The following is a 25780-nucleotide window of genomic DNA, read 5'->3' on the forward strand; positions in this document are numbered from 1 at the left end:
GTCCCCCCGGATGCGGATCCTGCACACCTCCGACTGGCACGTCGGCAAGGTCCTCAAGGGACAGGCCCGGTTGCCCGAGCAGATCCAGGTGCTCGCCCGGGTGGTCGAGATCGCCCGTACCGAACGCCCGGACCTGGTGATCGTCGCCGGTGACCTGTATGACACCTCCGCTCCCGGACCGGACGCCACCCGGGTGGTCACCCGGGCGTTGACCGCGTTGCGCGGCACCGGCGCCGACGTGGTGGCGATCGGCGGCAACCACGACAACGGGGCCGCGCTGGACGCGCTGCGGCCGTGGGCCGACGCCGCCGGGATCACCCTGCGCGGCGCCGTCCGGGACACCCCGGACGAGCACGTGATCACCGGCACCACCGGCGACGGCGAACGGTGGCGGCTGGTCGCGCTGCCGTTCCTGTCCCAGCGGTACGCCGTCCGGGCCACCGAGATGTACCAACTGACCGCGGCCGAGGCCAACCAGACGTACGCCGACCACATCGGACGGGTGCTGGCCCGGCTCGCCGGAGGGTTCGGTGAGCCCGGTGTGGTCGATCTGATCACCGCCCACCTGACCGTGGTCGGTGGGCGGTCCGGCGGCGGCGAGCGGGAGGTGCACACCGTCCTCGGGTACGCCGTACCGGCCACCGTCTTCCCGACCGGGACGCACTACGTGGCGCTCGGCCACCTGCACCGCGCCCAGCAGCTCGAGGCGCCCTGCCCGGTGCGCTACAGCGGCAGTCCGCTGCCCATCGACTTCGGCGAGGAGGACAACGTCGGGTCGGTCAGCATCGTCGACGTCACCGCTGGCACCGCCGCCCGGGTACGCGAGGTACCGGTGGACGCCGCGACCCCGCTGCGCACCGTCCGCGGCACCCTCGACGAACTGGCCGCCGGCGAGTACGGCGACGCCTGGCTGCGGGTGTTTATTCGGGAGACGCCCCGGGCCGGGCTGCGCGAAGAGGTGCAGGCGCTACTGCCCCGGGCGTTGGACGTGCGCATCGACCCGGAGTTCACCCGGTCCGCGTCCGCCACCGGTGCGACGCGCACCCCGCAGCGGGCCGGCCGGGCACCCGGGCAGCTGTTCGCCGACTACCTGGACGCGCGCGGGCACGGCGACGACGACGTACGGACCCTGTTCGACACGCTGTACGAGGAGGTGACCTCGTCGTGAGGCCGCTGCGGCTGGATCTGGCCGGATTCACCGTGTTCCGGGAGGAGACCACGGTCGACTTCACCGACGCCGACTTCTTCGCCCTCGTCGGGCCGACCGGGTCGGGCAAGTCCAGCATCCTCGACGCGATCTGCTTCGCCCTGTACGGCGTGGTACCGCGCTGGGGCAGCAGCCGGGGCATCGCCGCCGCGCTGGCACCGTCGGCCACCGAGGCCCGGGTGCGGCTGGTGTTCGAGAGCGCCGGCAGCCGCTACGTCGCCACCCGGGTGATCCGCCGCGACTCGCGGGGCGCGGTCAAGACCGGCAACGCCGGCCTGCAGTTGATGCCACCCGGGTTCGACGTGACCCGGCTGGACACCGGGATGAGCCCGGACGACCTCGGCGAGGTGCTGGCCGGTACGCCCGCCGAGATGGAGCAGGCCGTGCTGGACGCGGTCGGGCTGCCGTACGAGCAGTTCACCACCTGCGTGCTGCTGCCGCAGGGCCGGTTCGCCGACTTCCTGCACGCCAAGCCGGCCACCCGCCAGCAGATCCTGGTCAACCTGCTCGGGCTGCACGTCTACGAACGGGTCCGGGAGCGGGCCACCGCCCGGGCGGGGGCCGCCGAAGCGGCAGTCGCGGCGGTCGACCAGTTGCTCGGCGGTCTCGCCGACGCCGACGAATCGGCGGTGGCGGCTGCGGCGCGTCAGGTCGACGCGATGCGGGCGTTGGCGACCGCGGTCGACGCGGCGCTGCCCCGGTTGGCGCAGGCCCAGCAGGCGGTGGCGAGCGCGGCCGACCAGGTGACGGCCCTGGACGACGAGGTCGGGCTGCTGGCCGGCGTCGCCGCACCGGAGGCCGCCGCCCGGCTGGCCGATCAGGCGGCGGCCGCCCGGGTCGCCGCCGCCGACGCGGACCGGGCCGTCGCCGACGCCGAGGAACGCGAGGAGAAGGTCCGCGCCGAACTGGCCGCCATCGGCGACCCGGCCGACCGGCGGCTGCTGCTGCAGACACACGCCGAACGGGACCGGGTCGCCGCCGAATCGGCCGAGCTGGCTCCGGCGCTCGCCGCCGCGCAGGCCGAACAGATCGCCAGCCAGGCGGCGCTACGGTCGGCCCGGTCAACCGCCGAGGCGGCGGACCGCGAGTTGGACCGCGCCCGGCAGACGTACCAGGAGGCGCAGTCCGCCGACCTGGCCGCCGCGTTGCGCCACGAGCTCGTCGCCGGGGCGGACTGTCCGGTCTGCGCGCAGCCGGTGAGCACGGTGCCGCCGGTGCCGGCTGGGTCCCGGGTCACCGAGGCGAAGTCCGCCGGTCAGGCCGCCCGGGCCGCCGCCGACCAGGCCCGCCAGGCGGTCGCCGAGGCCGAGCAGTCGCTGCGCGGGGTGGAGCGGGCCGTCGACCGGGCCAGGGTACGGGCAGAGCAGCTGACCGCCCGGCTGGCGCAACTCGACGCCCGGTTGTCCGACTCGCCCGGCGCCGACGCGTTGCGCACCGATCTGGCCACGGTCAACCGGTTCCAGCGCGCCCTCGACGACGCCGGTGGCCAGGTCCGCCGGGCCCGGGAGGCGGCCCGTCAGGCGCAGCGCGCCGCCGTGACCGGCGAACAGCGGCTACAGGCCGGCTGGCGGGAGTTCGACGCCGGCCGGGACGCCGTCGCCCGGCTGGCGCCGCCGGCCGCCGACCGCACCGATCTGGCCGCAGCGTGGACGCTTCTGACCGACTGGGCGCACCAATTGCTCGCCGAACGCCGCACGGCGCGGGCGGAGGCGGAGGCTCGGCTGGCTTCGTCCCGGTCAGCGGCCAGCGGCGTCGCCGCCGACATCGACGCGCTGTTCGTCGCCGCCGAGCTGGCACCGCCGGCCGGTGCCGATCCGGCCGGCTACCGGCAGTCGGCCGCGCTGGCGGTCCAGCGGGCGCAGACCGACCACGAACGAATCACCGAACGGTTCGCCCAGGCAGGTGAGCTGCGCGGCCGGCGGGCCGACCAGGAGCGGCAGGCCCAGCTGGCCCGGACGTTGGCCGGGCACCTGCGGGCCAACAACTTCGAGCGGTGGCTGCTGGTCGAGGCGCTGGACCTGCTGGTCGACGGCGCGTCGCGGATTCTGCGGGAGCTCTCCTGCGGTCAGTACGAGCTGGTGCACGACGCCGGTGAGTTCTTTGTCGTCGACCACCACGACGCCGGACTGCGCCGCGGGGTGCGCACCCTGTCCGGTGGGGAGACCTTCCAGGCGTCGCTGGCACTCGCCCTGTCGTTGTCGGAGCAACTGGCCGGGATGTCGGCCAGCGCCGCCAGTCTGGAATCGATCGTGCTCGACGAGGGCTTCGGCTCACTGGACGCGGCCACCCTGGACACCGTCGCCGCGACCCTGGAAGGGCTCGCCGCCCGGGGTGACCGGATGGTCGGCCTGGTGACCCACGTTCCGGCGCTGGCCGAGCGGGTACCGGTCCGGTTCGAGGTCAGCAAGGACGCCTGTACGGCCCGGGTCCGGCGGAGCGGGCTGTGACCGCGACCGTGACGGGCCGGCCGGCCACCGGGGTCCGCTGGTTCGTCGAGGGCTGGCAACCCGGCTACGGCACGTCGTTCGAGGCCGCCGACTCGGGTGGCCCCGGCGCCGCCGACGACGGTCAGGACGCCACCGATCTCGCCGTGGAGCTCGATCCGGCGGCGTGGCGGCCGTTACGCCAGCCGGCCGATGTGCGCGCACCGGATGTGGTGCTGCTGGTCGACGGGGTGCGTCGGATCGACGCCTCGTTGTGGAGCGAGGAGCCCGACGGAGTCTCGTACCCGGCGCTGGCCGCCTCGTACGCCGCCGGTGTGGTGCGCTGTGACCTGCGGCGCGGGGCAGCCCGGTTGGCGGCCGGAGCCCGAACCGAGCGAGGCCTGTTCACGCCGAGCACCGCCGCCACCGACCTGGTCGTCGGGCGGGTGCGCTATCCGGCGCGGCGGGTCGACGACGCCGATCCGGCCGTACTGCCGCAGGCGGTGCAGCCGGCGCTGGCCGCGCTGGAGATCGCCGTCTCCGAGCAGGCCCGCGCCGACGGCGCGGACGACCCGGCGAACCTGCTGGTGGTGGACGGTCCACTGCGCGGGCGCCGGCTGCCGAACACGGTCGGCTACGTCAAGTCCCAGCGCCAGCCGTACCTGCCGGCGAGTCTGATCCCGGTGGTGACCGCGCTGCAACCGGCGGAACGCAGCCCGGTCTTCCTGCGCGGCACCCGGTGGCGCAGCTACTCGTGGTATCTGCGGCTGCCCGGGCCGCGGGGCGCGCCGTGGGCGGGCATCGTCCGGGTGGAGTGCCGGCCAGACCTGACGCCGCAGGCGGCGATCGCGCTCGCCGATCTCTCGCTGGCGACGCTGCCCCGGTTCGCCTCGGCTCCGTACAAGGATCCAAGGGCACCGCAGAACCTGGTGCCGATCGCCGGGCTGGAGCGACGGCTGCGGGCGATGCTCGGCGACGCCCGGCTGCTGCACCGGGCGCTCAGCCTCTCGGCGGCCGGGCGGGAGAGTCCGGCGTGGCGGTGACCGGCATACTGTGCCGATGGGCCGTACCCGCAGGACAACGCCGCCCGCGGTCCAGGTAGACACCGGCACCGCGCGGCTCGTTCCGGACCCGGACCGGCGGCGGGCGTACACCCTGCTGTTGGACGGCACCCAGCAGTCCCACGTCGATCTCGACGATCCGACACACCTGGAGTTCGAGTACGTCCGCCGGATCGCCGCGGCGATCGACCTGGCCGCCCCGGCCGGTGCCCCACTGCGCGTGCTGCACCTGGGCGGCGGTGGGCTGACCCTGCCGCGCTACCTGGCCGCCACCCGTCCCGGGTCGAGCCAGCGGGTAGTGGAGATCGACGCCGCGTTGACCGAGCTGGTCCGCCGCGAACTGCCCTGGCCGGCCGACCGCAATCTGCGGGTCCGGGTCGGTGACGCACGGTCCGCCGTCGAGCAGGCTCGCACGGACAGCTACGACCTGGTGATCGCGGACGTGTTCGCCGGTGCCCGCACTCCGGCACGGCTGACCTCGGTCGAGTTCGTCACCGAGGTCGCCCGGGTACTCGCACCCGGCGGGCAACTGCTGTCCAACGTGGCTGACGGCCCGCCGCTGGGCTGGGCCCGCCGGCATCTGGCGTCGGTACGGCAGGTGCTGCCCGGCATCTGCCTGGTCGCCGACGCGGCCGTGCTGCGCCAGCGCCGGTACGGCAACCTGGTGGTGGTCGCCGGACGCGCCGTGCCGGCTGTCGGGGAGCTGGCCCGGCTGGCCGCCGGTGACTGGTTTCCCAGCCGGGTGCTGCACGGTGCGGCGCTGGACCGGTTGATCGCGACGGCGTCGCCGATCGCCGACGCGACCGCGCAGCCGTCGCCGCCGCCACCGGATGGAATTTTTCCGAGCGGGCGTTGATCCGTCCGCCGGCCGGCTCCGTACCTCGGGGTGGGCCCCCAGCCGCGGGCCATGTCGACGTCGGATGGAGGTCCTGCGATGTACGCGGTCGCCAGCGGCTGGCAGGCGGAGAGGATCCGGCCGGGCGTGACCGGCAACGGTTCGGCCACGGCCCGCAGCACACAACGTTGGCAGAGCATCGACGGGAGGGCGGCCGAGCGCGATGATGAGCCGGTGACGCCACGGACCGCAGGGAGCCGGCAGCAGGCCGGGACAGCGGAGTCCAGCCACGGGGACGATCTCGTCCGCACACTGTACGCAGAGCACGCCCGGCCGCTACTGGGATTCGTGTTACGGCTCACCGGGGGGGACCGGCAACGGGCCGAGGACATCGTCCAGGAGACACTGCTGCGGGCGTGGCGCAACGCCCACCGGCTCGGCGCGCAGGGCCAGGCGTCGCTGCGACCGTGGCTGGTGACCGTCGCCCGACGCATCGCGATCGACGACCACCGCAGCGAGAAGGCTCGCCCGACCGAGGAGTACGACCGGGATCTGGAGAGCTTCGCCGAGTCCGACGGCACCGATCAGGTGCTGCGGCAGATGACCGTCGCCGACGCGTTGCGCACGCTCAGCCAGCCGCACCGGGAGATCCTGGTCGAGACGTACTTCCGCGGCCGCACGGTCCCGGAGGCGGCCGCGGAGCTGGGGCTGCCACTGGGTACCGCCAAGTCGCGGGTCTACTACGCGCTACGAGCGCTGCGGACGGCGCTGCAACAGCGGGGGGTTACAGAATGACACGGTCCGCCCACTGGGACGTCGGAGCCTACGCGCTCGGCGCACTCGATGCCGACGACGTCGAGCGGTTCGAGGAGCATCTCGCCGGCTGCTGGGCCTGCGCGGCAGAGCTGGAGTCACTCATTCCGATCGTCGGGTTGATGTCCGCCGTAGACATCGACCAGTTGGAGGACAGCCCCGTCCTCCCTCAGCCCGGCCCCACCGGTGTGAACCGGGCTGGTGGGGCGGACGACGGCGACGGCGGCGCACCGGTGCCGATCCGGCCGGCCCTGCGGTCCGACGCCGACCAGCGTCGCGACCACGGTCAGGTCCGTCCGCCCGGCCACGCCGGTAGGTCCCGACGGCTGTTCGCGGGCCGCCCGCTACAGATCGCCGCCGGGTTCGTGCTGCTGGCGACGCTCACCGGTTTCTCGTTCTACGCCGGGTCGGCCTGGTCAGATGGTTCGGCGACGCCGCAGGCCGGGCCGCAGACGTCGGTCTCGGCCAGCCCGTCACCGGTCGATCCGCAGTCCGGGGTCGGTGGTCCGGAGGTCACCGGCGAGAAGTTCAACGCGGTCGACCCCACCACCGGGGTGGAGGCCGACGTGGTGCTGGAGGAAGCCGCGTGGGGCACCCAGGTTTCGTTCGCGCTACGCCGGGTGCCGGGTCCGATGCAGTGCCGGATCGTGGTGCTGCGGGCTTCCGGCACCGCCGAGGTGCTCTCCACCTGGACGGTGCCCGAGGCCGGGTACGGCACCGCGGAGCAACCCGCGCCGTTGCTGCTGAGCACGTCGACGGCGGCGCCCCGGGACGACATCGAACGGATTCAGTTCCAGGCGGTCGACCAGTCCGGGGTCGCCACCGCGATCGTTACCGTACCGGTCTGAACAGTACCGGCCTGGACGGAGGGTCGAAGTCCATTCCTGACGTACGCCACGAACGAGCGTCGCGATATCTGCGCCAGCAGATCCGACGTACGCGCAGCCCGTGGGTGTCCGAATTAACGGATACCCGCGGGCTGTTCTGTCTCTGGCAGTCGTCACGTGTTTGCCGCTGACCCGTGACCGGTGCATTCTGCTCCTGATGGGCATGACGGCGGCCGGCCGCACGCAGGACACGACGACCCGGTTCAACGCCGGGCTGTGAAATTGTGCACTCGGCATTACCGATCCAAACCGGGATGCGCTGCGTACTCCTTTATGAAGCCCGATGTGGACGAATGAGGGAGGGCACGTGGCACTGGGAAAGCGGACCGTCATAGTCGCAGGCGCGCTGGCGGCACTCGTGTTGCCGGGTTGCGCCCCGGCAGGTTACAACCCGGACGACTTTGGCGGCGCTCAGGCCCAGCCAGTCGTCAACGCGGCGAACGCGGCGTCGGCCGCGCCCGAGCCGGTGGAAACCGAGGACATCGCGGTCGAGGTCGCCGACGAGGACCTTACCAAGGAGCTGGTCGGCAAGGCCGTCGACAAGATGGGTGACGTCGTCACCGACGAGGACGGCTGGCTGCTCTACCGCTTCGAGGAGGACTCCAACGACCCGGCGACCTCGAACTGCGAGGGCGACTGCGCCAAGATCTGGCCGCCGGCGCTGACCGACGGCGACCCCATTCTGTCCGGGGTGGACGAGGAGCTGGTCGGCACGGTGAACCGGCCGGACGGCACCCGGCAACTGACCATCGACGGTTGGCCGATCTACTACTACGCCGGAGACGAAAAGCCCGGCGACTGGAAGGGCCAGGGTGTCGGCGGCACCTGGTACGTCGTGCAGCCGGACGGCACGAAGAACCTGGAGTGCCTGCCGGAGGGCACCCCGAAGCCGATTGCGGTGCCGGACGGTGACGGCCGAGACAACATCAAGGGCCTCGACGACAGCAAGGACTCGGACAGCTTCGACAGTGACTCTGAGGACTCGGGCGACTACGACTACTGACTCTTTCAGGGCGCCCGTGAATCGCGGCGGCCGGTCGTTGCCAGGGAGGGCGCGGCCGGCCGTCGCCTCGTTTGCGGTGGATCCGCCACCGGCGCCTCGAGCCGGTTCTTAAAGCCCGCGTTAAGTGCCTCCTAAGTGTTCCGTAGTTGCTCTAAGGATTGTTGACTGTTGTGGAGTGACATCCATACGGTCGACGGCAGTGGCGAACCACAGCCATCACCAACTGCGTTGCACCCGGACGACCAATTGGCGTTCGACGAAAGAGGTGGCACCACGTGAACAGCCCACAGCGCCGCAGGCGTACCAGTGACCAGCCGACACGCCGGGGCAGATCGGCGGGTAGCACCCGCAACCGCGTCATCGCGGTGACAACGATGTTGGCGGTCTTCGGCGGCGTGGTGGCGGTGACCCAGATCTCGTCTGCCGGAACCCGCGGCGACCGGGACCGGGACCGTGGTCGCGACCGGGCCGCCGCGGTCTGTGTAAGCCCGAGCGAGTCGGTCGATCCGGCGGATACCGGGACCACCGTGGACGGCAACGGCGTACGGCACCACTGGGGTGACGGCCAGCGCGGCCCGGACCAGTGCCAGGACTCCCCCGCCCCCGACGATCCGACCGACACGCCGGCCGGGTTGGAAATCCTCGGCGACGACTGCGCCGACAGTTCGTTGGACCCGCACGAGGGTTTCCAGGACGGTGAGCGGTGTGTAAGTACGGCGTTCGGCGAGGTCGGCGACGCGGACACCAACCCGCAGCTGATGATCATCTCGTCGCCGGGGCGGGTACGCGCGAACCAACCGTTCACCCTGCGGATCAGCACCCGCAACCTGGTACGCGACCGGTTCCTGCCGGCCGGGCAGGGCGGCTACTACCTGGAAAGCTCGTTCCTGACCGAGGACGGCCTGACCCGGGGGCACTTCCACACCGCGTGCCGGATGCTGACCAGCAACCGCACCGCTCCCGAACCTGGCCCGGTGCCGGCGTTCTTCGTAGCCACCGAGGACGGTCGGGGTGGCGCCGGCGCCGACGAGGTCACCGTCGAAGTGCCCGGCCTGCCCGGCCCCGGCATCGCCCAGTGCGCGTCGTGGGCCGGCGACGGCTCGCACCGGGTGCCGATGATGCAGCGGGCCAACCAGATCCCCGCCTTCGACGTGGTCCGGGTTGTCGTCACCCGATGAGGTCGGCCGTCGCCGACGGTGATCGGCGGTGACCGAAGGTAACCCGGGTCCAGCGAACCGACGCCGGGACGAGCAGCAGACTCGTCCCGGCGTCGATGCTGTCCGCCGCTGCTGGCACAGTGACCGGCATGGTCGTGGAAAGACGGACGTCCGGGGCCGCACCGGCGCGGGTCCGGGTGCTGCGGCCGCCGGCCGGCTACCAGCTAGCCGGCTCGGTACGGACGCTGGCGATGGGCCGACACGATCCGTGCGCCCGGTGGCTGGCGGACACCTTCTGGTGGACCGCCCGTACCCCGGCCGGGCCGGCGACCCTGGCGCTGTGCCGACACGGCGGCGACCTCGTCGCCGCCGGCTACGGACCCGGCGCCAGCCAGATCTGCGACATCGCCGATGCGGTCGCCGGGCTCCGCGACGACGTGTCCAGTTTCCTGCCCATGGCCCGCCGGCATCCGGTCGTCACGGCGGTGGTCCGCCGCTACGCCGGCGTCCGGCTCCCAGCCACCGGGCAGGTGTTCCCCCGGTTGCTGCGGGCCGTGCTGGAGCAGAAGGTCACCGGTGCGGAGGCGTACCGCGGGTACGCTGCGACGGTCCGCCGGTACGGCGCACCAGCTCCCGGCCCGGTCGCTGACCTCTGGGTCGCGCCGGAGCCGGCAGCCCTCGCCGCCGCGCCGTACTGGTCGCTGCATCCGCTGGGCATCGAGCAACGACGGGCGCAGGCCCTGTGCGGCGCGGCGGCGGTCGCCGACCGGTTGTCGGACAGCGGCGACCCGCAGACGGCCACCCGGCGGTTGACCGCGCTGCCCGGGATCGGCCCGTGGACCGCTGCCGAGGTGGTCCGGGTGGCGTTCGGCGCGGCCGACGCGGTGAGCGTCGGCGACTACCACCTGCCGAACACGGTGGCCTGGGCGCTGGCCGGCGAGGCCCGCGGGACCGACACCCGGATGCTCGAACTACTGGAGCCGTTCCGGGGGCACCGCGGTCGGGTCTGTCTGCTGCTGGAGCTGGCCGGGGTGCGGGCGCCCCGGTTCGGGCCCCGGGCCCCGGTCCGTTCCTTCGCCGCCTACTGACCCGTCGCCGGCCGGCGTGCCGTCGGCGGTCAGCGGGTGAGCCGGCGCAGCGCGGTGCCCAGCCGGTGGGCGTAGGCCCGCTGTGCCAGCGCACCCAGTGGGCCGGCCAGCCGCATGATCGGCGCCACCGGCCGGCTGAACGCCACCACCGACAGCCACACCCGGTCGCCGTCGCGGTGCACCAGGAACGCCTCCTCGCCACTGGCCGGATGGCCGGGCAGGGTGCCGTACGCGAATCCGGCGAGGTCCGGCTCGTCGACCGCCCACACCACCGCGCACGGCGCGGCGATCCGCAGCGGCCCGACGCCGAGACCGACCGTCACCAGCACACCGGTCTCGGCGCGGGGAGCCGACGCCGTCACCCGGGCACCGGCGGCCCGGTGCATCCGCCAGGTGAGCACCGCCTCGGCCGCCGCCGGGAAGCTGCCCGGCCGCAGCCGGCGACAAGACCGCAGATGGCGGTAGCCCGCCGGCAGCGGCGGTACGGAGTGCCGGACCGATCCGGTCTGGTCGCGCAGCACGGCGGTGGCGCCGGCCTGCGGATAGGTGAAGCTGGGCACGCGATCCGCCTTTCCCGTACGGTCGCCGGGACGGCGCCGACGAGCGGAGCAGGACACCGACCAGGACGGCCGGTGCGGTCACCTGGATTGTCCTCCGATCGACCGTCTGTCGCTGCGGTAATCAGCGGTATGGTCTGCCACCATGACAGCGTTCACACCGGTCCTGCCCGAGCGGACCGCCAGCTACCTGCGGACCGGTCTGCACCAGGTCAAGGGCTGGCTGAACGTCTCGACCGCGGTGTACCTCAGCGGCGTGGAGGCCGCTCAGCGCGGGGCCGGGGTGAGCGGCGACGTGGCCGAGATCGGCATTCACCACGGCAAATCGTTCCTGTGCCTCGCCCTGGATGCGCCAGCGGATCAGCGGGCGGTCGCCATCGACGTCTTCGACGACCAGGCTGCCAACCTCGACCAGTCCGGACGCGGTGACCGGGACATCTTCGAGCAGAACCTCGCGACCTACGGCGCCGGCGACAACGTCGACATCGTGCAGTCGTCGAGTCTCGACCTGGAGCAGGCCGGCTTCGTCGCCGCCGGGCGCCGCTTCCGGATTTTCTCCATCGACGGTGGCCACACCGACCAGATCACGGTGAGCGACCTGCGAATCGCCGAACGGACCGTGGTCGACCACGGGCTGGTGGTACTCGACGACGTACTCAACCGGCACTGGCTCGGCGTGATCACCGGCCTGTTCAGCTACCTCGGCGACGGCGGCAGCCTGGTGCCCGCCGTGTTGGTGCCCAACAAGCTGATCCTGGCCACCTCGGCCGACCAGGCGAAACACTGCCGGGCGATGTTCGCCGAGCAGTTCCCGGACGGGCTGGAGAAGGCCGGCGTACCGCTGGCCGGCCATCAGATCGACGTCTACGGCGACCGCCCCTGGCTGGTACGCGGCGAGGACGGCCGCAGCGAACCGGTCACCGGTCACGAGTTGATGGCGACGATCACCGCAGCCCGGCTCGCCGAGCTCGAACAGCAACTGCGCTCCGCCCGGGCGGAGCTCGACACGACCCGTCAGCAGCTGCGGACGGCGGCCCAGCCGTTGTACCGGCGCGCGGCACGCCGCCTCCCGTGGCTGGTCCGCCCGGTCCGGCCGATGTTGCGCCGGGTCCGTGCCGTGGTCCGGTGGTCCCGCTAGTCGTCCTCGGCCGGCGGTCCGGCGGATCGTCGGACCGGGATGGTTCACTGGGTGGGTGACTTTCCCGATCGCCCTACCGATCGAGCCGATGCTGGCGAAACCGGTCGCGACGCTGCCGGTCGCCGCCGGGATGAGCTACGAGCCCAAGTGGGACGGCTACCGCTGTGTCATCTTCCGTGACGGTGATCAGGTCGAGCTGGCCAGTCGCGGCGGAAAGACGCTGACCAGGTATTTTCCCGAGGTCATCGAGCAGGCCCGGCAGCAGTTGCCGCCCCGGAGCGTGGTGGACGGCGAGTTGGTGGTGATCCGGCCGGAGACCGGGCGGTCCCGGCTCGACTTCGACCTGCTCGGCCAACGGATCCATCCGGCGGCCTCCCGGGTGCGGCTGCTCGCCGAGCAGACCCCGGCTTCCTTCGTCGCCTTCGACCTGCTGGCGCTGGGCGACGAGGTGCTGCTCGACGAGCCGTTCACCACCCGCCGGGCCCGGCTGACCGACGCGCTGGCGGCGGTCACCGCACCGGTGCATCTGACCCCGGTGACCACCGACCCGGACACCGCCCGCCGCTGGTTCGAGATCTTCGAAGGCGCCGGCCTCGACGGCGTCATCGCCAAGCCGGCCGAGCTGCGCTACGAGCCCGGGAAAAGGACGATGTTCAAGGTCAAGCACGGGCGGACCGCCGACGTGGTCGTCGCCGGCTTCCGCTGGCACAAGTCCGGCCAGGTGGTCGGGTCACTGCTGCTCGGGCTCTTCGACGACGCCGGGGTACTGCACCACGTCGGCGTGTCTGCGTCGTTCACCGCCGCCCGGCGCGCGGAGCTCGTCGACGAGCTGGCGCCGTTGCGCACCACTGCCGCGGACCACCCGTGGGGGTCGGGTGACGACGGCTCCGGCCAACGGATTCCGGGCGCCCCGAGCCGGTGGAGCGGCGGCAAGAACCTCGAGTGGCAGCCGCTGCGGCCCGAGCTGGTCGCCGAGGTCGCCTACGACGCGATGGAGGGCGACCGGTTCCGGCACACCGCACGGTTCCAACGCTGGCGTACCGACCGGGAGCCGGCCTCCTGCCGGTACGACCAGCTGGACCGACCGGTCCGGTTCGACGTGGACCAGGTGCTGGCCGGCGACCCGACCAGCCAGCAGTGAGCCGGCGCCGCTGGCTGCCCACGAGCCGGCGCCGCTGGCAGCCTGTCGTCGCGGCCGTCGTGGTTGGTTCGCTGGTCGGCCTGACCGGGTGCACGGCGGCGCGGCCCGACCCCGGGGCGACCGGCGGGCCCGACCCACCGCCGCACTGGCAGCCCTGCCCGGAGTCGACCACGCAGCGGTACGGCCCACCACCCGACGGGCTGCGCTACGACTGCGCCACGATCGACGTACCGGTCGACTGGGCCGCCGGTCCCACCGCCGGCACCCTTTCGGTCGCGCTGATCCGGGCCCGGTCGGCCCGGCAGCAGGACCGCATCGGCACACTGGTGGTCAACCCAGGCGGGCCCGGTGTCTCCGGGGTGGACGCCGCCGCCCGGTTGGCGCTCGGCGAACGGCTCGGCGGCCTACCGGAGACGGTGCTGCGCCGGTTCGACCTGGTCGGCTTCGACCCGCGCGGAGCCGGCCGCTCCGACCCCGTCGACTGCGTCGACGACAGCGACTGGGACGCCACCTTCGGGGCGGACCCGGATCCCCGTGACCCGGCCGCCTTCGCCGAGGCCGCCGCGCTCGGTCAACGGATCGCGGCCGGCTGCGCGGCGCGCTACGGCGAGCGGCTCACCGCGTACTCCACCCATCAGACCGCCCGGGATCTGGACGCGGTGCGGGCGGCGGTCGGCGACGAGCAGCTGACCTTCCTCGGCTACTCGTACGGGAGCCTGCTGGGAGCCACCTACGCGCACCTGTTCCCGCACCGGGTCCGCGCGCTGGTGCTCGACGGCGCGATCGACCCGGGGCAGGACCCGGTCGCCGGGTCACTGAGCCAGGCCGCCGGCTTCGAACGGGCGTTCGCCGCCTTCGGGCGGTGGTGTTCCGGCGCACCGGCGGACTGCCCGATCAGCGCCGACCCGGCCGGCACGCTGGCCGCGGCGATGGACCGGGCCCGGCAGGGCCCGGTCACCGGGGCGGACGGCCGGGCGGCCACCGCCGGCTGGATCTTCTACGCCGTGGTCGCCTCGCTGTACGACCGCAGCGGCTGGCCACGGCTGGGCCGGGCGCTGGCTGAGCTGGGCGACGGCGACCCGGGCCCGGTGTTCGACCTCGCCGACGGCTACACCGGTCGCGGCGACGACGGCCGGTACGGCAACCTGTTCACCGCCAACCTTGCGGTCAACTGCGCCGACGCCGCTGTGCCGCTGGGCACCGACGAGATCCGGCAGCTGCAGCAGCAGTGGCGCCGGCAGCATCCGACGTTCGGTCCGGCGCTCGCCGTCGGCCTGCTGGCCTGCGCCAACTGGCCGGTCGCGGCCGACCCGTACCCGGTCGGTCTTGCGGTCGGTGCCGCGCCGATCCTCGTCGTCGGCACCACCGGTGATCCGGCCACCCCGTACGAGCAGGCACCACGGCTGGCCGAGTCGCTCGGCACCGGCGTGCTGGTGACCCACGAGGGCGACGGGCACACGGCGTACCCGCACGTGGCTTGCGTGGCCGACGTGGTGGACGCGTACCTGATCGATCTGACGGTGCCCGACGACGGCCTGAAATGCTCGTCCTGACCTCAGACCCGGGCGGACGTGGCCGGACCTGGGCGGGTCAGCCGCCGGGCACCGGGCGGGCCCGGGACGGCTGCACCCGCATCGGCTCGCCGGGCATCTTCGGATGGTCCGGCGGGTACGGCAGGTCACCGGCGCCGTCGCGGTCGTCCCGGTCGGCCCACTCCAGCAGCGGGGTGATGTCCCACGGCGAGTCGTCGATCCCGGCGTGCGGGTCACCGACGGCGGCCAGCCGCGGCGGTACGGTGCGCAGGTCGAAGTCGTCCGGCTCGGCCCGGGTCAACTCGTCCCAGGTGACCGGGGTGGAGACGGTGGCGCGGGGGTTCGCCCGCAGTGAGTAGGCACAGGCGATGGTCCGGTCCCGGGCCATCTGGTTGTAGTCGATGAAGACCTTCCGCCCTCGCTCCTCCTTCCACCAGGACGTGGTGACCAGGTCGGGCCGACGGCGCTGCACCTCGCGGGCGAACGCGATCACCGCCCGACGGACCTCGGTGAACAGCCAGCGCGGCTGGATCCGCAGGTAGACGTGCACCCCGCGGCCGCCGGAGGTCTTCGGGTACCCGGTGGCACCGAGCTCGTCGAGGATCGCCCGGACCTCGCCCGCCGCCGCCACCGCGTCGGCGAAGTCGGTACCCGGCTGCGGGTCCAGATCGATCCGCAGCTCGTCCGGCCGGTCCACGTCACCGGACCGGACCGGCCAGGGGTGGAACACCACGGTGCCCATCTGCGCGGCCCAGGCGACGTGGGCCAGATCCGCCGGGCAGAGTTCGTCGGCGGTACGGCCACTGGGAAACTTGATCTCGGCGGTACGCAGCCACGGCGGCACGCCCCGGGCCGGCACGCGCTTCTGGAAGAACATCTCGCCGTCGACGCCGTCCGGGAACCGCTGCAGCGTGGTGGGACGGTCGCGCAGCGCGCGCAGGATGCCGTCGCCGACGGCCAGGTAGTAGTCGAACACGTCCCGCTTGGTGTACCCCGGCCCGGGGAAGCACACCCGGTCCGGGCTACTCAGCCGCACCTGGTGGCCGGCCACTTCGACGGTGGTCGCGGCCCGGAAACTCCGGCTCTGCCCTGTCACCCCTCGACCTTAGGCCAGCCGGCCGGTGATCGGCGGCCGGCGGTGCCGTACCGCCGTACCGTAGTGACCATGACAGACGAGATGACGTCCCTGCCCCGTACCGACGAGCAGTGGCGGGCGCGGCTCAACCCCGAGGAGTTCCGGGTGCTGCGTCAGGCCGGCACCGAGGCACCCTGGTCCGGCGAGTACGTCGAGACCACGACGGTCGGCACGTACCACTGCCGGGCCTGCGACACGCCGCTGTTCACCAGTGACACCAAGTTCGACTCGCACTGTGGCTGGCCGAGCTTCGACGAGGCGCTGCCCGGGTCGGTGCGCTACATCGAGGACCGCTCGCACGGCATGGTCCGCACCGAGGTGCGCTGCGCCACCTGCGACTCGCACCTCGGGCACCGGTTCGACGGCGAGCGGTACACCCCCCGCAACGCCCGCTACTGCATGAACTCGGTAGCGCTGCGGCTGGAGCCGGCGACCGACGCCACCCGGAGTTGACGGCCCACCCCGCTCCCTCGCGCATGTCCCAGCATTTCGGTCACAGCATTTCGGCGATTCGCCCGTTCCGGGCCTCCCCGATGCCGCACCCTGCGAATGAGGCTGACGTTGGGAGGAGCACGATGGCGACCTGTGAGGTCTGCGGCAACGACTACTGGCTGGCGTTCGACATTCGGACGGTCAGCGGGGACACCTACACCTTTGACTCGTTCGAGTGCGCGATCCAACTGCTCGCGCCGATCTGCGAGCACTGCCAGTGCAAGATTGTCGGGCACGGGGTCGAGGTGTCCGGACGGTTCTTCTGCTGCGCCCACTGTGCCCGGGCAGTTGACCAGGAGCAGGGTGCCGAGGTCCGCGACGCGGTCGGCAGCCGGCCGGGCTGAGCCGCGTATCATCCGTCGGCGTGCCCCCCAAAACTGGCCTGACGCAGCACGTCGCGCACACCGCCGAACTGCCGCCGTTGGTGCTGTACCAGCTGCTCAAGCTACGGGTCGACGTGTTCGTGGTGGAGCAGCGGTGCGCGTACCCGGAGCTGGACGGCCGCGACATCGAGCCGGACGCCCGCCAACTGTGGCTGTCCCGGGGTGACACGGTGGTGGCCTGCCTACGGCTGCTCGACGAACCAGGCGGCGGCGCGGAGCCCACGGCCAGGATCGGCCGGGTGGCCGTCGCCGCGACCGAACGCGGCCGGGGTCACGCCGGTCGGCTCGTCGAGGCGGCGTTGCGGCTCGCCGCCGGACGGCCCTGCGTGCTCGACGCCCAGGCCCACCTGACCGGGCTGTACGCGCGGTACGGGTTCGTCGTCGTCGGACCGGAGTACCTCGAGGACGGCATCTGGCACGCACCGATGCGCCGTGCGGCAGATCCGGTCGGTGCGGTGCACTCGGCGGGACCTGACCGACGCGGGACCTGACCGACCGGGCGGTCCACGCGAAGACCGGCGACCGGATGGACGTGTCCACCGCGGCCGCCGGCCCGGTCCGCCATACCCGTCACCGGGTCGGCGGCCCTGCACGGGTCAGCGCTGTCGCTCACCCGAGTTCCGCCAGGCGCTGCCGGCCTTGGCCAGCCCTCGGCTGACCACGTAACCGATGGTCAGCAGCGCGACGTACAGCCATGCGGTGCTGGCCGGGAAGGGGTCCCCGCCACCGGCGGTACCCTGCACGCCATCGATGTCCGGGTTGATCACCTGGGAGGCCAGCAGTACGCCGGCGACCGCGATCAGGTAGACGTAGAACTCGGTGCTGCGGAACGCCGACTTCGTCTCGGTGCCCGGGGTGATCGCCGGGCGCGTCCCGGCGTTCATGTCCATCTGGTGTGCCTGGCCGTCGGCCATCGGCTGCCCGGTCATCGGCCGGTTCACGGCGGTGGTGTTGCGGGTCGGAGCTTGCGTACTCATCACACCCTCCTCCGGATCAGATGAGTGGTCCTTCTCCGGTCCGGTCGACCCGGTCGGCTGACCGGGCAACCTCGGGGGGCAGTTGATAGGTACCCGGGCCGGCCCCCGGGAAACGTCAGGGCAGATTTGCGACCAGGTCGGCGACGGTACGGTTCCGTCCGGTGAAGAACGGCACCTCCGCGCGGACGTGCCGCCGCGCCGACGAGGCCCGCAGGTCGCGCATCAGATCGACGATCCGGTGTAGTTCGTCGGCTTCGAAGGCGAGTATCCACTCGTAGTCGCCGAGTGCGAAGGATGCGACGGTGTTCGCCCGGACGTCCGGATACGGCCGGGCCATCTGCCCGTGCTCGGCCAGCATCGCTCGCCGCTCCGCCTCCGGCAGCAGGTACCACTCGTACGAGCGAACGAACGGGTACACGCAGATGTACGCCCGGGCCGGCTCGCCCCCCAGGAACGCCGGCACATGACTCTTGTTGAACTCGGCCGGGCGGTGCAGCGCCAGCTGGGACCAGACCGGAGCGAGGTGGCGGCCCAACGCCGTACGGCGCAACCGCCCGTACGCGTCCTGCAGCTCGTCGCTGTCCGCCGCGTGCCACCAGATCATGATGTCGGCGTCGGCCCGCAGCCCGGCGACGTCGTAGGTGCCCCGGACCGTGACGTCCTTGGCGGTCAGCTCGCCGATCAGCGACTCGACCTCACCGATCATGTCGCCGCGCAGCGCCGGCAGCCGCTCGGCGACCCGGAACACCGACCACATGGTGTACCGGATCGTCGAGTTCAGCTCACGCAACCGTGCCGCATTGGTCTGCTCGTCGCCGCTCATCGGCGTTCCCCTTCCAATTTAGTCAGGATCTCATCGGCGGCGTTCTCGCCGGACCGCACGCACACCGGGATGCCGATACCGTCGTACGCCGCGCCGGCCAACGCCAGCCGGTGCCCGGCGGACCGCAGCGACCGACGGGCCGCAGCCACCCGGCTCGGGTGTCCCGGCGGGTACTGCGGCAGCGCGCCACCCCACCGCTGCACGTGCGACTGCACGGAGGCCGGCTGCCGGACACCGGTGAGCCGGGTCAGCTCCGCACGCACGGCGTCGACCAGTTCGTCGTCGGAGCGTTGCAGTAGCCGCTCGTCGCCGTGGCGGCCGACCGAGGCACGGACCACGGCCAGCCCGTCCGACCGTCGCAGCTGGGCCCACTTGGTGCTGAACAGGGTGACGGCCTTGGTAATGGTCCGCTCGGTCGCCGGCACCAGGAAGCCGGAGATCTCCGGCAGCTGCAGCTGCGGCACCGCCAGGGTGACCAGGGCGATGCTGGCGTACTCGAGCGCACCGACCCGGACCGCCGCGGCGGCGTCCACCGCAGCGAGCAGCCGGGCCGCCGGCCGGGCCGGCACCGCCAGCACCACCGCATCGACGTCCACCCGCTCGGCGCCGCGGGTCGGCCCGACCGTCAACCGCCAGCCGGCCGCCGAGGCGGCCAACTCCCGTACCACCGCCGAGGTCCGCAACCGGACCTCGGCTGCCCCGTCGGCGGCCGACAACGCGGCCCGAACCGCCGCCACCAGCCGGCTCAGCCCGCCGTCGACGGTGGCGAACACCGGCGCGCCGGCCGCCGGTGGCCGGGCGGCCAGCGCCGCCCGGACCGCCGCGACCAGGGTGTGTTCCGTGCGGGCCGCCGTCGCCAGTCCGGGGATGGTGGTGGCCAACGACAAGGTGTCGGCCCGACCCGCGTACACCCCGCCGAGCATCGGGTCGACCAGTTGCTCGACGACCTCGTCACCCAGCCGCCGACGGACCAGCTCACCGACGGCGACGTCCTCGTCCGGCTGCAGCAACGGCCGGCCCTGGTCGGCGTCGCGCTCCGGTTCGGCGCGGGCCACCCGGGCCACCGCCGCGAGGTCGCCGGGCACGCCGATCAGCGTCCCGGCGGGTAGCGGAACGAACCGTCCGTCCCGGGCCAGCGCCGCCTGGCCGACCGCCGGGTGCCGCAGGTGGCCGCCGAGGCCGACCCGGCGGGCAAGCGCGACCGCGGCGGAGTCGCCGCCGGCCGGATCCCGCATCAGGAACGCCTCGGCGCCGCGTTCCACCGGCAGCCCGGCGAATTCACTGGTACGCAGCTTGCCGCCCAGCTCGTCGGACTGCTCGTAGACCGTGATCCGGGTCCCGGCGGGTGCCCGGTCGCGCAGCCGCAACGCCGCGGCCAGCCCGGCGATCCCGCCACCCACCACGGCGATCCGCCACGGTTGCTGCATACCGTCACCTTGCCACCCGGGCGGTCGGGCCCGCCGGCCGGGCCTACCCGGGTGTGACGCGGGTCAGCGCTGCGACGTCTCGTGCACCAGGTCGACGACCCTGGTCAGCACGTCGGGGTCGGTCTCCGGCAGCACCCCGTGACCGAGGTTGAACACGTGTCCGGGGGCGGCGAGCCCGTCGGCCAGTACCCGCCGGACCTCGGTGCGCACCACCGGCCACGGCGCTAGCAGCAGACACGGGTCGAGGTTGCCCTGCACGGCACGGTCCGGGCCGATCCGCGCGGTCGCAGCGTCCAGCGGGGTACGCCAGTCCACCCCGACCACGTCCGCGCCGGCCTCGCCCATCGCTTTGAGCAGTTCGGCGGTCCCCACTCCGAAATGGATCCGGGGCACTCCGGCGTCGGCCAGGCCGTGCAGCACCGCCGCGGAGTGCGGCAGGACGTGCCGACGGTAGTCGGCCTCGGAGAGCGTCCCGGCCCAGGAGTCGAACAGCTGGATCGCGGCGACGCCCGCCGCGACCTGCACCCGGAGAAACTCCAGGGTGATCTCGGCGAGCCGGGCGCAGAGCGCGTGCCAGGTCTTCGGATCGCCGTACATCAGGGCCTTGGTCCGCCCGTGGGTACGTGACGGTCCGCCTTCGACCAGGTAGCTGGCCAGGGTGAACGGCGCACCCGCGAACCCGATCAGCGGAGTCTCACCGAGCGCGGCGACGAGCAGCCGAACCGCCTCGTCGACGAAGCCGATGTCATCCGGGGTGATCCGACGAAGCCGACCGACGTCGGCGGCGCTGCGGACCGGTTCGGCGATGACCGGCCCGGTGCCGGCGACGATCTCCAACTCTACGCCGGCCGCCGCCACCGGGACGACGATGTCGCTGAACAGGATCGCGGCGTCCACGCCGTGCCGCCGTACTGGCTGCATGGTGATCTCGGCGACCAGGTCCGGCCGCCGGCAGGACTCCAGCATGCCGATGCCGCTGCGCAGCTGGCGGTACTCGGGCAGCGAACGACCGGCCTGGCGCATGAACCACACCGGCGTGTGCGGCACCGGTTCCCGGCGGCAGGCCCGGACGAAGGCGGAGGTGGCCAGCGGTCCCGCCGGGTTCGGGGCCCGCGCGGGTGTGTCCCGCGCGGGTGTGTCGGGTGTCGCGTCGTGGGCGGCGTTGCCCGGCGTCGTCGTGGTCATCGGCGCCTATGGTGTCACGGCTGCACGGCTGTTTTGCAGCCGCCGCCCCGATCCGGTCCGGCCGCCCCGATCCGGTCCTTGGCCGGCGAAACGCTGTCGTCGCGGTCACCGCCACTGGACCCCGGCGCGCCGATCCCCATCTGGTGGGAGCGCGGCCTAGGCTTTTGGCCATGGCCCCCCTTACCGCGTTGCCCGAGGCGTTCCACCGCGCCGTCGCCGGACTGCGCGCGGTGACCCCCCGGGAGGAAATCCAGATCGAGGAGGTCGGCGCCCCCCAGCGGCTGGCCCCCTACGCGTTCGCGTTGAGCGCCACGGTGCTACGTGGCTCGGACGAGGTGGCCACCGGGCGGTTGGTCCTGCTGCACGACCCGGACGGACACGACGCCTGGCAGGGCACTCTGCGCCTGGTGACCTACGTCACCGCGGACTTGGAGGTTGACCTGGTCGCGGACCCGCTGCTGCCGACCGTCGGCTGGACCTGGTTGACCGATGCGTTGGAGGTCCACGGGGCGGCCTACGGCGCGCTGGGCGGCACGGTCACCCAGACCTGCTCCACCCGGTTCGGCGAGCTGGCCGGCCCGCCTGCGGGTGGCGACATCGAGATCCGCGCCTCGTGGACGCCGTCGACCACTGGGCTCGATGCCCATCTGAGGGCCTGGTGTGCCCTACTGGCGTCGACCGCCGGTCTGCCACCGCCGGGGGTGACGGTGCTGCCGGGCCGGCGGCGGTCGGCCGGCACGGCCTGACCCGGTCAGCAGATCTCGAACACGTCGCAGGCGGTACTGATAGGCACAGCCAGTCCGATCCCCTCTGCGTCGCGGGCCTTCGCGGTGGCGATGCCCACCACCTGCTTGCCGCTGTTGATCACCGGCCCGCCCGAGTTGCCGGGGTTGATCGGAGCGTCGAACTGGATGACCGGGCCGGTGCTGTCGTCGGCGTCCCGCAACGCGCTGACCACCCCGGTGGTCACCGAGTCGACGAGCCCGAGCGGGGCCCCGACGACCACGATCTGCTGACCGGACTTGACCTCGTCGGGAGCTGGCGGCAGGCCGGGGAAGGAACGGTCGGTCCGCAGCTGCGCCACGTCGCTGTCCTCGTCCACCGCGACGACCGCGGCCTCAATTCGTTCACCGTCGCGCTCCAGGAAGACCCGCCGGTTGCCGGCCAGATAGCTGGGCTCGACGACGTGATAGTTGGTCAGCAGATTGGTGCCGCCGTCGGCTGACTCGCCCACTGCGAAGGCCGTGCCGGTGAACCGCCCGGCGCTGACCCGGAAGACGCTGGGCAGCACCGCCGTGGCGATCGCCTCGGGGTCGAAGGCCGCGCCGACCTGCCGTTCCAGCTCGGCGGCGCGCGCCTCGACCAGATCGAAGCGGTCGGCGTCGGCTCCCTGCGCCCGGGTCAGCCGCTGGTCGACCTCGGCGAGTCGGGTGGTCAACTGGCGGATCTGGTACGTCTGGAAACCCGCCAGGCCGGCCAGGAGCAGGACCAGCAGCAGCGCGGTCGCCCCTGGCCATCCCCGCCGGGCCGAGGTGACCCGGCGGAGCTGGTCGGCCGGCGGCGCCCACGAGCCCGGGCGGTCCGAGGTCGCGCCGGCCGGCGACCAAGACATCGACGCCTCGGGAGCGGATGGCGGCTCGCCGGCGGCAGGAGCCTTCTCGGCGACGTAGGCGTCCTCGACGGTGCGGGCCGCCGGCGGCGTATGCGCCTCCGGCGCGGCATGTCGCGGGCCCGCGTCGTCGGGGACAGCGACGGAGCGTGGATCGTCGTACCCACTGGTCATATCGTGGCAGCCTCTCCTTCACCGCGGCAGCCGGCCCACCTGCCGCTGAGCGGCGATACGACCGTACCGGGCAGTACGGTGTTTGTCGTCACCTCTCGCCCGGTGATACACGATTGCCATCCGCTGGACACCTCACCGGGGTGTCGCCGGTCAACTCGGCCCGGCTCGGAGCCGACGCGCCGGTGACACCTCGTGCGGCCGGCGGCAGGCCGGGCACTAGGGTTGTCAGGTGACCGACGAATCCCCCCTGCGCCGTCGGACCGCGCAACGCCCAGCAGGGAGCGAGCCGCACCACCCGCTGGCGCAGCCGCCGGCGTCCGATGGCGGGGGGTCCGACTCCTCGCCCGGCGGGCCCGTTGCGCTGACCGCTCCCCGCGACGGCACCCCTGCACCGGTGGCCGACGACGACGCTCTCGCCGAGGCCGTTGCCCGGTTCGCTGCCGGCTCCGGTCCGGTCGCCATCGACGCCGAGCGCGCCTCCGGATACCGATACACCCAACGCGCCTATCTGCTGCAGCTACGCCGGGCGGGTGCCGGTACGGCGCTGATCGACCCGCTGCCGCTGCCTGAGCTGGGCGTGCTCGACGCCGCGATCGCCGATGCCGAATGGGTGCTGCACGCCGCCAGCCAGGATCTGCCCTGCCTGGCCGATGTCGGGTTGCGCCCACGCCGGTTGTTCGACACCGAGTTGGCCGCCCGGCTGGCCGGCTACGAGCGGGTGGGGTTGGCCGCGCTGACCGAGGCGCTGCTCGGCTTCTCGTTGGAGAAGCATCACTCCGCCGCCGACTGGTCGACCCGCCCGCTTCCGGAGTCGTGGCTGACCTACGCGGCGCTCGACGTCGAACTGCTGGTCGAGCTGCGGGACGTACTCGCCCTGGAGTTGGAACGCCAGGGCAAGCAGCAGTGGGCGGCCGAGGAGTTCGCCGCCCTGGTCGCCTGGGGCAGCCAGCCGACCCGGGTGCGGCCGGAGCCGTGGCGGCGGACCTCCGGCATCCACCGGGTGCGCGGAGCGCGGGCCCAGGCCCGGGTACGCGCGTTGTGGCAGGCTCGGGACAACGTCGCCGCCCGCCGCGATTCGGCACCGGGCCGGGTGCTGCCGGATTCGGCGATCATCGCGGCGGCCGAACTCGACCCCCGGGACGAGCGGGCCCTGCTGGCGTTGCCTGGCTTCAACGGCCGCTCGGTCCGGCGGTTGGCGGGGATCTGGCTGGACGCGCTGGACGTCGCCCGCGCCCTGCCCGACGACGCCCTGCCGACCACGCCCCCGCTCGACGGCCCTCCCCCGCCGCACCGCTGGGCGGAACGGGATCCGGCGGCCGCGGCACGGCTGGCCCGTTGCCGGGAGGTGGTGATCCGCACGGCCGCGGCGAACCTGCTACCGCCGGAGAACCTGATCGCGCCGGACTCGGTCCGCCGGCTCGCCTGGACTCCGCCAGAGGAGATCAGCGACGAGTCGGTGGCGGCGACGTTGCAGGGGTTCGGTGCCCGCACCTGGCAGGTGTCGCTGATCGTGGCGGAGCTGAGCGCCGCGCTGCGGGACCCGCCGCGGTAGGCCGCCGCGGCGGGTCGCCAGGAACGTCACGATTAAGGTCGCTGTCGACGCGGCCGGACGCCGTGCTCAGTCGTCGAGCACCTGGTCCCGCCGCGCCGACCAGGCCAACGAGTGCCGGATGCCGTCGGCGATGGACAGCTCGGGCTTCCAGTCGAGCAGCCGACGCGCCCGTACGCTGCGGGTGTACGAGCCGGCGGCGTCCCCGGGGCGGGGCCCGGTCTCCCGGACCCGCAGCGGCTGGTCGACCACTGAGCGGAAGGCCTCGACGAACTCACGCACCGTGGTGCCGTCGCCGGTGCCGAGGTTGAGCACCTCGTAGCGGCGGTCGGCGCCGACCGGCAGAATCTCGTCGAAATGGCGCAACGCCTGCACGTGCGCCCGGGCCAGGTCCCAGACGTGGATGTAGTCGCGGATTCCCGAGCCGTCACGGGTGGGCCAGTCGACCCCGGTGATGGTGAACTCGGCCCCGGTCTGCACGGCGGTGATCAGCTTGCCGAGGACGTGGGTGGGCTGGCGGATCTGCAGGCCGGTGCGCAGCTGCGGGTCAGCGCCGATCGGGTTGAAGTAGCGCAGCGACAGCGCCCGCAGCGGCATGGCGGCGGCGCAGTCGGCGAGCAGCATCTCCATCACCGCCTTGGTCCGCGCGTACGGGCTGGTCGGCTCGAGCGGCGAGGACTCGTCGACGGAGAAGTCCGCACCCGGCCGGTAGATCGACGCCGAGGAGCTGAACAGGTACCGCTCGGCTCCGTTGCGGGCCACGTGCTCGATGAAGTCGATCGACTTCGCGACGTTCTCCCGGTAGTAGCGCAGCGGTTCGGCGACCGATTCGGGCACCACGATCAGCGCCGCGGCGTGCACCACCGCACGGATGTCCGGGTGTTCGGCGAAGATCCGGTCGATCAGGGCACCGTCGGCGATGTCGCCCTGGTAGAAGATCCGGTCGCGGGTGAACTCGATTCGCCCGGTGCTCAGGTTGTCCAGCACCACCGGCTCGATGCCGTCGTCAAGGCACGCGGAGGCGATCGTACTGCCGATGAAGCCCGCGCCTCCGGCGATCAGAACCTTCACCGTGTCTCCTCTGTTGGATTGTCGTCCGTCTGGGGTTGGTCGTCCGTCGCCCGTCCGGCGGGTCGCGAATGTCCGGTGCGGGCGGTGGCACACGATTGACAATCACGGTACCG

General features: G+C 72.8%; 25 protein-coding genes. 17 read left to right on the forward strand and 8 right to left on the reverse strand.

The genetic code is table 11. The annotated features are described in order from the left end of the window. Positions 1-10: 10 nt before the first annotated feature. From ACFHWU_RS14675 to ACFHWU_RS14715, 9 genes are all read left to right on the forward strand, one after another. A complete protein-coding gene (locus ACFHWU_RS14675) occupies positions 11-1168 on the forward strand; it encodes an exonuclease SbcCD subunit D (RefSeq protein ID WP_416555704.1) in 1158 nt (385 codons plus the stop codon). Beyond that, complete coding sequence (locus ACFHWU_RS14680) at positions 1165-3654, forward strand: AAA family ATPase (protein ID WP_416590801.1); 2490 nt, start codon at positions 1165-1167, stop codon at positions 3652-3654. The genes ACFHWU_RS14675 and ACFHWU_RS14680 overlap by 4 nt, the downstream gene beginning before the upstream one ends. Continuing rightward, on the forward strand, positions 3651-4673 hold the full coding sequence (locus ACFHWU_RS14685) for a hypothetical protein (protein WP_416590802.1): 1023 nt from the start codon (positions 3651-3653) through the stop codon (positions 4671-4673). The genes ACFHWU_RS14680 and ACFHWU_RS14685 overlap by 4 nt, the downstream gene beginning before the upstream one ends. Before the next feature lie 16 nt (positions 4674-4689). Further along, complete coding sequence (locus tag ACFHWU_RS14690) at positions 4690-5547, forward strand: spermidine synthase (RefSeq protein ID WP_416555707.1); 858 nt, start codon at positions 4690-4692, stop codon at positions 5545-5547. A gap of 78 nt (positions 5548-5625) precedes the next feature. Beyond that, entirely contained in the window at positions 5626-6321 is a 696-nt protein-coding gene (locus tag ACFHWU_RS14695; RefSeq protein ID WP_282230040.1) for a sigma-70 family RNA polymerase sigma factor, read from the forward strand. Next, positions 6318-7187: an anti-sigma factor family protein gene (locus ACFHWU_RS14700; protein WP_416590803.1), complete on the forward strand. Its 870-nt coding sequence runs from the start codon at positions 6318-6320 to the stop codon at positions 7185-7187. The genes ACFHWU_RS14695 and ACFHWU_RS14700 overlap by 4 nt, the downstream gene beginning before the upstream one ends. Before the next feature lie 346 nt (positions 7188-7533). Beyond that, positions 7534-8229 (forward strand): hypothetical protein, encoded by a 696-nt coding sequence (locus ACFHWU_RS14705; RefSeq protein WP_416555709.1) that lies wholly within the window; start codon positions 7534-7536, stop codon positions 8227-8229. Positions 8230-8603: 374 nt separating this feature from the next. Continuing rightward, a complete protein-coding gene (locus ACFHWU_RS14710; RefSeq protein ID WP_416555763.1) occupies positions 8604-9407 on the forward strand; it encodes a hypothetical protein in 804 nt (267 codons plus the stop codon). Positions 9408-9535: 128 nt separating this feature from the next. Further along, on the forward strand, positions 9536-10474 hold the full coding sequence (locus ACFHWU_RS14715; protein WP_416590804.1) for a DNA-3-methyladenine glycosylase family protein: 939 nt from the start codon (positions 9536-9538) through the stop codon (positions 10472-10474). Between the two features lie 29 nt (positions 10475-10503). Here the strand turns inward: ACFHWU_RS14715 and ACFHWU_RS14720 are convergent, their stop codons facing one another. Next, on the reverse strand, positions 10504-11034 hold the full coding sequence (locus ACFHWU_RS14720) for a DUF1990 family protein (protein WP_416555711.1): 531 nt from the start codon (positions 11032-11034) through the stop codon (positions 10504-10506). Positions 11035-11176: 142 nt separating this feature from the next. Here ACFHWU_RS14720 and ACFHWU_RS14725 point away from each other — a divergent pair, with 142 nt between their 5' ends. The 3 genes from ACFHWU_RS14725 (at position 11177) to ACFHWU_RS14735 (ending at position 14863) form a co-directional block, all read left to right on the forward strand. Then, positions 11177-12169 carry a class I SAM-dependent methyltransferase gene (locus ACFHWU_RS14725; RefSeq protein ID WP_416555712.1) on the forward strand — a complete coding sequence of 331 codons (993 nt, stop codon included), beginning with the start codon at positions 11177-11179 and terminating at the stop codon, positions 12167-12169. 88 nt (positions 12170-12257) lie between these two features. After that, entirely contained in the window at positions 12258-13310 is a 1053-nt protein-coding gene (locus ACFHWU_RS14730) for an ATP-dependent DNA ligase (RefSeq protein ID WP_416590822.1), read from the forward strand. Continuing rightward, positions 13307-14863 (forward strand): alpha/beta hydrolase, encoded by a 1557-nt coding sequence (locus tag ACFHWU_RS14735; protein WP_416555713.1) that lies wholly within the window; start codon positions 13307-13309, stop codon positions 14861-14863. The genes ACFHWU_RS14730 and ACFHWU_RS14735 overlap by 4 nt, the downstream gene beginning before the upstream one ends. Positions 14864-14900: 37 nt before the next feature. On the opposite strand, the gene ligD is transcribed toward ACFHWU_RS14735, so the two are convergent. Then, positions 14901-15938, reverse strand: coding sequence for a non-homologous end-joining DNA ligase (ligD, locus tag ACFHWU_RS14740; RefSeq protein WP_416555714.1), 1038 nt, complete (start codon positions 15936-15938; stop codon positions 14901-14903). Positions 15939-16007: 69 nt separating this feature from the next. On the opposite strand from ligD, the gene msrB reads away from it, so the two are divergent. From msrB to ACFHWU_RS14755, 3 genes are all read left to right on the forward strand, one after another. Beyond that, the gene (msrB, locus tag ACFHWU_RS14745; RefSeq protein ID WP_416555715.1) at positions 16008-16430 is read left to right on the forward strand and encodes a peptide-methionine (R)-S-oxide reductase MsrB; all 423 of its coding nucleotides are present in this window, start codon (positions 16008-16010) and stop codon (positions 16428-16430) included. 122 nt (positions 16431-16552) lie between these two features. Further along, positions 16553-16813 carry a Prokaryotic metallothionein gene (locus ACFHWU_RS14750; RefSeq protein WP_278168181.1) on the forward strand — a complete coding sequence of 87 codons (261 nt, stop codon included), beginning with the start codon at positions 16553-16555 and terminating at the stop codon, positions 16811-16813. A 20-nt stretch (positions 16814-16833) separates the two neighbouring features. After that, on the forward strand, positions 16834-17343 hold the full coding sequence (locus ACFHWU_RS14755; RefSeq protein WP_416555716.1) for a GNAT family N-acetyltransferase: 510 nt from the start codon (positions 16834-16836) through the stop codon (positions 17341-17343). A 105-nt stretch (positions 17344-17448) separates the two neighbouring features. Here the strand turns inward: ACFHWU_RS14755 and ACFHWU_RS14760 are convergent, their stop codons facing one another. From ACFHWU_RS14760 to hemE, 4 genes are all read right to left on the reverse strand, one after another. Continuing rightward, positions 17449-17829 (reverse strand): hypothetical protein, encoded by a 381-nt coding sequence (locus ACFHWU_RS14760; protein ID WP_416555717.1) that lies wholly within the window; start codon positions 17827-17829, stop codon positions 17449-17451. Positions 17830-17944: 115 nt separating this feature from the next. Further along, on the reverse strand, positions 17945-18652 hold the full coding sequence (gene hemQ / locus ACFHWU_RS14765; RefSeq protein WP_416555718.1) for a hydrogen peroxide-dependent heme synthase: 708 nt from the start codon (positions 18650-18652) through the stop codon (positions 17945-17947). Further along, a complete protein-coding gene (gene hemG / locus ACFHWU_RS14770; RefSeq protein WP_416590805.1) occupies positions 18649-20079 on the reverse strand; it encodes a protoporphyrinogen oxidase in 1431 nt (476 codons plus the stop codon). Before hemG ends, hemQ begins: the two co-directional genes overlap by 4 nt. 63 nt (positions 20080-20142) lie before the next feature. Further along, entirely contained in the window at positions 20143-21264 is a 1122-nt protein-coding gene (hemE, locus tag ACFHWU_RS14775) for a uroporphyrinogen decarboxylase (protein ID WP_416590806.1), read from the reverse strand. Between the two features lie 170 nt (positions 21265-21434). Between hemE and ACFHWU_RS14780 the strand changes: the two genes are divergently transcribed. Further along, a complete protein-coding gene (locus tag ACFHWU_RS14780) occupies positions 21435-22010 on the forward strand; it encodes a DUF3000 domain-containing protein (protein WP_416555721.1) in 576 nt (191 codons plus the stop codon). A gap of 5 nt (positions 22011-22015) precedes the next feature. Here ACFHWU_RS14780 and ACFHWU_RS14785 read toward each other — a convergent pair whose 3' ends face one another. Then, positions 22016-23047, reverse strand: coding sequence for a S1C family serine protease (locus tag ACFHWU_RS14785; protein ID WP_416568394.1), 1032 nt, complete (start codon positions 23045-23047; stop codon positions 22016-22018). A gap of 229 nt (positions 23048-23276) precedes the next feature. Here ACFHWU_RS14785 and ACFHWU_RS14790 point away from each other — a divergent pair, with 229 nt between their 5' ends. Further along, positions 23277-24599 (forward strand): HRDC domain-containing protein, encoded by a 1323-nt coding sequence (locus ACFHWU_RS14790; protein ID WP_416555723.1) that lies wholly within the window; start codon positions 23277-23279, stop codon positions 24597-24599. A gap of 66 nt (positions 24600-24665) precedes the next feature. On the opposite strand, the gene galE is transcribed toward ACFHWU_RS14790, so the two are convergent. After that, positions 24666-25667 (reverse strand): UDP-glucose 4-epimerase GalE, encoded by a 1002-nt coding sequence (galE, locus tag ACFHWU_RS14795; RefSeq protein ID WP_416555724.1) that lies wholly within the window; start codon positions 25665-25667, stop codon positions 24666-24668. Between the last annotated feature and the right edge of the window lie 113 nt (positions 25668-25780).

Origin of the sequence: Micromonospora sp. LOL_015, from assembly GCF_048060275.1 — a bacterium.
Lineage (GTDB): Bacteria > Actinomycetota > Actinomycetes > Mycobacteriales > Micromonosporaceae > Micromonospora_E.

What these genes read in the sequence shown, in the direction of transcription:
- ACFHWU_RS14750 (WP_278168181.1), top strand. Translation starts at nt 16,553, where the DNA reads ATGGCGACCTGTGAGGTCTGCGGCAACGACTACTGGCTGGCGTTCGAC.
- hemQ (WP_416555718.1), bottom strand. Translation starts at nt 18,652, where the DNA reads ATGAGCGGCGACGAGCAGACCAATGCGGCACGGTTGCGTGAGCTGAAC.
- ACFHWU_RS14780 (WP_416555721.1), top strand. Translation starts at nt 21,435, where the DNA reads ATGGCCCCCCTTACCGCGTTGCCCGAGGCGTTCCACCGCGCCGTCGCC.
- ACFHWU_RS14760 (WP_416555717.1), bottom strand. Translation starts at nt 17,829, where the DNA reads ATGAGTACGCAAGCTCCGACCCGCAACACCACCGCCGTGAACCGGCCG.
- ACFHWU_RS14695 (WP_282230040.1), top strand. Translation starts at nt 5,626, where the DNA reads ATGTACGCGGTCGCCAGCGGCTGGCAGGCGGAGAGGATCCGGCCGGGC.
- ACFHWU_RS14730 (WP_416590822.1), top strand. Translation starts at nt 12,258, where the DNA reads ATGCTGGCGAAACCGGTCGCGACGCTGCCGGTCGCCGCCGGGATGAGC.
- ACFHWU_RS14690 (WP_416555707.1), top strand. Translation starts at nt 4,690, where the DNA reads ATGGGCCGTACCCGCAGGACAACGCCGCCCGCGGTCCAGGTAGACACC.
- hemG (WP_416590805.1), bottom strand. Translation starts at nt 20,079, where the DNA reads ATGCAGCAACCGTGGCGGATCGCCGTGGTGGGTGGCGGGATCGCCGGG.
- hemE (WP_416590806.1), bottom strand. Translation starts at nt 21,264, where the DNA reads ATGACCACGACGACGCCGGGCAACGCCGCCCACGACGCGACACCCGAC.
- ACFHWU_RS14715 (WP_416590804.1), top strand. Translation starts at nt 9,536, where the DNA reads ATGGTCGTGGAAAGACGGACGTCCGGGGCCGCACCGGCGCGGGTCCGG.
- msrB (WP_416555715.1), top strand. Translation starts at nt 16,008, where the DNA reads ATGACAGACGAGATGACGTCCCTGCCCCGTACCGACGAGCAGTGGCGG.
- ACFHWU_RS14675 (WP_416555704.1), top strand. Translation starts at nt 11, where the DNA reads ATGCGGATCCTGCACACCTCCGACTGGCACGTCGGCAAGGTCCTCAAG.
- ACFHWU_RS14700 (WP_416590803.1), top strand. Translation starts at nt 6,318, where the DNA reads ATGACACGGTCCGCCCACTGGGACGTCGGAGCCTACGCGCTCGGCGCA.
- ACFHWU_RS14785 (WP_416568394.1), bottom strand. Translation starts at nt 23,047, where the DNA reads ATGACCAGTGGGTACGACGATCCACGCTCCGTCGCTGTCCCCGACGAC.
- ACFHWU_RS14725 (WP_416555712.1), top strand. Translation starts at nt 11,177, where the DNA reads ATGACAGCGTTCACACCGGTCCTGCCCGAGCGGACCGCCAGCTACCTG.
- ACFHWU_RS14710 (WP_416555763.1), top strand. Translation starts at nt 8,604, where the DNA reads ATGTTGGCGGTCTTCGGCGGCGTGGTGGCGGTGACCCAGATCTCGTCT.